The 3,792-nt window shown below is 66.1% G+C and carries 6 protein-coding genes; 2 read left to right on the forward strand and 4 right to left on the reverse strand.

The genetic code is table 11. The features are described 5' to 3' along the window. On the forward strand, positions 1-848 hold an 848-nt coding region (locus PGX04_RS22000; protein ID WP_273740454.1), incomplete at its 5' end, for a zinc-dependent metalloprotease. A 395-nt stretch (positions 849-1,243) separates the two neighbouring features. On the opposite strand, the gene PGX04_RS22005 is transcribed toward PGX04_RS22000, so the two are convergent. From PGX04_RS22005 to PGX04_RS22015, 3 genes are all read right to left on the reverse strand, one after another. Then, on the reverse strand, positions 1,244-1,468 hold the full coding sequence (locus PGX04_RS22005) for a hypothetical protein (RefSeq protein ID WP_273740455.1): 225 nt from the start codon (positions 1,466-1,468) through the stop codon (positions 1,244-1,246). Further along, positions 1,465-1,872, reverse strand: coding sequence for a nuclear transport factor 2 family protein (locus tag PGX04_RS22010; protein ID WP_273740456.1), 408 nt, complete (start codon positions 1,870-1,872; stop codon positions 1,465-1,467). Before PGX04_RS22010 ends, PGX04_RS22005 begins: the two co-directional genes overlap by 4 nt. A 90-nt stretch (positions 1,873-1,962) precedes the next feature. Beyond that, positions 1,963-2,514, reverse strand: coding sequence for a hypothetical protein (locus PGX04_RS22015; RefSeq protein WP_273740457.1), 552 nt, complete (start codon positions 2,512-2,514; stop codon positions 1,963-1,965). A 146-nt stretch (positions 2,515-2,660) separates the two neighbouring features. On the opposite strand from PGX04_RS22015, the gene PGX04_RS22020 reads away from it, so the two are divergent. After that, positions 2,661-2,921 carry a hypothetical protein gene (locus PGX04_RS22020; protein ID WP_273740458.1) on the forward strand — a complete coding sequence of 87 codons (261 nt, stop codon included), beginning with the start codon at positions 2,661-2,663 and terminating at the stop codon, positions 2,919-2,921. Here the strand turns inward: PGX04_RS22020 and PGX04_RS22025 are convergent. Next, on the reverse strand, positions 2,918-3,496 hold the full coding sequence (locus PGX04_RS22025; protein WP_273740459.1) for an SPW repeat domain-containing protein: 579 nt from the start codon (positions 3,494-3,496) through the stop codon (positions 2,918-2,920). The two genes, PGX04_RS22020 and PGX04_RS22025, sit on opposite strands and share 4 nt — an antisense overlap. Positions 3,497-3,792: the final 296 nt, after the last annotated feature.

The following is a 3,792-nucleotide window of genomic DNA, read 5'->3' on the forward strand; positions in this document are numbered from 1 at the left end:
TCGAGCTCGAGCCCGGCGAGCGCGAGGCGTACGCTCGCGACGTCCGAGACGCGCGAGCCGCCGTGCGGTCGGTTTCCGGCGTCGAGTTCGACGTCCCCGAGACCGTCGAGATCCAGAACCGCCACCACTGGATCGACGCGAACGTCGCCACCTTCGAGCGGGTCATGCAGACGCTCGAGACCCACACCGGCGCGTTCCCCGGCGTCGCCCGGACGATCAACACGGGGACGATGACCGTCCTGCTCTCCTTCCTCGGACGGAACGTCCTCGGCCAGTACGACCCCCTCCTGCTCGCCGACGCCCCCACGGACGACCACGCGCTGTACTTCGTCCGGCCGAACATCCTCAACGCCGCCGCGAAACTCGACGTCGACGCCGACCGGTTCCGGCGCTGGATCGCCTTCCACGAGGTGACCCACGCCGCCGAGTTCGGGGCCGCGCCGTGGCTCTCCGACCACCTCGAGACCCGCATGGAGGAGGGGATCGCGACGCTCTCGGAGGGATCGTTCGACCGGGACGCGTTCCGCGATCTGGACGCCGCGATGACCGTCGTCGAGGGCTACGCCGAACTCCTGATGGACCACGCGTTCGACGAGGAGTACGAGGATCTGCGGCGCAAGCTGGACGAACGGCGGCAGGGGCGGGGTCCCCTGCAGAAGCTCTTCCGTCGTCTGCTCGGCCTCGGCCTCAAGGAGCGCCAGTACGAGCGCGGCAAGAACTTCTTCGAGCACGTCCTCGCCGTCCGCGACCTCGAGACGGCGAGTCTGGTCTGGGAGCAACCCGAGAACCTCCCGAGCCACGACGAGCTCGACGCGCCGGGGACGTGGATCCAGCGCGTCGATCGCTAGGGTCGATCGTTTCTCGAGGGAGTGTCTCTCGGCTCGAGGGAGAAATCGCTATTTTGCTGGTATTATGGAATTATAGCAGCGCCGAAGCCAAGCGTCCTGCTATCGTGGCAACACGGAATCGCCACACCCTCCCCAGCCGATTGCTACTCACGGGCCGAAGGCCCGTTCGTATGGTTCGCGGGACCGACGGTCCCGCGCTAACGCTCACTCCCTACGGTCGTTCACTCATCCACATGAAGACGCGAAGCGTCTTCCAAGCCTTCGTTCACTCCGTTCACGAAGACCTCGCACGGGTTTGAGCCACGGCTCACAACATCGAGGCCGTCACTTCGTTCAGGCCTCGCAGTTCGCCGTGGCACAGCGCGCGCCACCGCATGCGGTTTCGGCATCGTGGTTCAATCGGTCGTTATCCAAATCACGTACCAGAGCAACGCGCCGCCGGCGACGATACCGCCGAGTATCGCCGCGCCGATCACCAGCAATGGAGCATCGCTCTGGAGGGCCACCAGGCCGCCGGAGAGCCCGACGAGCAGCACGAAAACGACTTTGAGCTGATCGCCCCCGCCCGGCAGGTCGCTCGAGTGCGACGATCTCCGCCCCGGATCGCGACCTCGGCTCACAGCTCGCGGGGTGCGCTGACGTGCATCGCAACGAACCGCCAGTCGCTCGCGCTCGAACCATCATCTGCAGCCCGGTCGACCAGCGTGGCGCTCCAGCGGCTGTCGAACCGGAACCGTTCGCCGGTCGTCGTCTTCGTCCAGGCCATCGTCACCTCGTCGGCGACCGTCGCGAATCCGTCCCGTTCGTCGACGACGAGATTGTGGCTCTCGACCGTCCACTCGTCGGTCGTCTCCGTCTGCTCCTCGAGGGCCGCGGCGATCTCGCTCCCGCCGAACAGGGACTCGCTGATCCCGAATTTGACAGTCCGCTCGTCGTCGGCGAAATACTGAGCGAGGGGATCCCCGTCGCGGAGTGCGTCGTAGTACTCGCGAACGACGGCCTCTGCGCTCACGCTCGGTGACATAGCACTACCGTCGAAGTCCGATCCCAAAGAGTCACCGGACGCAGACGCAGGCGGCGACGATGACGGCCGCAGCTGTCGGATTCCACCCGCTCACATGAAGCCCCGATCGACCTCGTCGGTCTCGATCAGGTCCTCGAGTTCGCTGTTCAGCAACTCGTCGGCCTCGTCGAACCGGGCCGCGAGGTCCTCGAGTTCGTCGGGTCGGTCGTACTGGTCGTACGCCATCGGCCCGAACGCGGGGCTCTCCAGGGCCTCCATCACGTCGTCGAAGAGGTCCTGCGGCCGCGTCGGCGCGTCTGCGTGCGTCTCGAGGACGGTCTCGAGGCGCTTCCCGACGGTTTCGGCCTGCTCCTCGTCTTCGGGCGGTGACTGAACCGCGAACCGCCCGCCCGAATCCCGCTCGGGGAGGAACGATCCGATCTCGTCGTCGAGGTTTCGGGCGACCCGCGTGCCGACGCCGCGAACCTCGAAGGGGTTCTTCGCGTACGTTTTCAGGAAGAAGACGCCGGCCCGTGGATGCGCGAGGTACATGTCCTCACCGACGCCGCCGGCGCGGTCACCGGCGACGGCGCGCCAGTCCTCCGGATCGACGTTCCGTTCGGTGACGTCCTCGAGTACGTCCTGCCACTCGCGAATCCGCATACTCGACGAGAGGATCGCCGGCAGAATGAACGTATCGATTCCACCGAAAGACGCCGCAGAGAGACTATCGGGGCCGCTAACGGCCGTTCCGAACCAAAAAGAATACGAGTGGTCCCCCGAAGATAGCGGTAACCGACGCTTTCCCTATGTCCGGCCGCCACTCACTCTCGTTCGTCGAACTGTTTCGCGCGACGCCGGCGAAGAGCGCGTTGTTGACGCTCGCACCGCTGGCGCTGGCGCTGGGTCAGTTATGGAATAGTTACGTCAACGGCGTCTCGCCGGCCGTCTCGATCACCTTCGCCGTCGTCATGGTCGGCTTCTCCGTCGTCGCGATGGGCCACCACGCCGCCGAACACCGCATCCGCCGACTCGAGGCCGAGTACGGTCCGGATCGGGCGAGACTCTAGGTCCCCGCCCCCGACTCGGTCGTCACCGACCGCGCCTCCCGGGCTTCGTAGACGTTGTATCCCGCCAGTCCGGCGATCAGGAGTCCGGCGGCGAGCGTACTCCAGAACAGGCCGCCGATCATCTCGAGCAGCGCGGCCGAGACGATCAGCCAGATCCCGAGGACGGCGATCAGGGACGCGATGGCGGTGCTGAGCGGAATGTCGTTCGTCAATCGGTAGTAGTTGTATCCCGCAGCGATGCAGATCACGAGCCCGACCAGCACGTCGTTCCACAGCGGTGCCGCCGCGGTCTCGAAGACGAGCACCGACAGCGCGACCCACGCGCCGAGGACGGCGACGAGCAGGCTGAGTACCGATGTCTTTCGCCGCCGTTCCTCGTTCGCGACCCGAGTCGACTCGTCGCGTGGGGTTCGTCCGGCGGAGTACTCCCCGTCTCCGACACCGGTGCCGGAGTCGATGTCGGCGGACGCCTCTTCCGCACGGTTGGCCGGCCCGTCGCCGATTCCGGCCCCCGCGTCGGTCTCGGTGTCGGACCCGCCACTCGTCCGGCGGTCGTCGCCGTTGGGGTCACTCATGGCAACGAGAGTTCGTGTCCCGCGCTCAAAAACGGCCCGTCCGTTCCACCCGTTCCCTTCCCGTCACTAGCTGATTGATATCGAAGACGGACTCGATTCCCAGTGGGAGCGGTGGTAACATCGAATTACCGCCGTGTGAGATCGACGGTTCGTAGGATCAGGAGCGGGTGGTCGAGCGCGGTCCGGCGACCGATAGCGTTTTTGATCGCTCGACCCTGATGGAACAGTGTGCACGTACGCGGAACCGTCGCGGGCGAGGTCGACGTGCGGTCGGTGTCCACGAGCTACGGCGAGAG

Source organism: Natrinema soli (assembly GCF_028618695.1).

Excerpts from the sequence above, each read along its gene's own strand:
- PGX04_RS22010 (WP_273740456.1), bottom strand. The coding sequence starts at position 1,872 with ATGTCACCGAGCGTGAGCGCAGAGGCCGTCGTTCGCGAGTACTACGAC.
- PGX04_RS22015 (WP_273740457.1), bottom strand. The coding sequence starts at position 2,514 with ATGCGGATTCGCGAGTGGCAGGACGTACTCGAGGACGTCACCGAACGG.
- PGX04_RS22020 (WP_273740458.1), top strand. The coding sequence starts at position 2,661 with ATGTCCGGCCGCCACTCACTCTCGTTCGTCGAACTGTTTCGCGCGACG.
- PGX04_RS22025 (WP_273740459.1), bottom strand. The coding sequence starts at position 3,496 with ATGAGTGACCCCAACGGCGACGACCGCCGGACGAGTGGCGGGTCCGAC.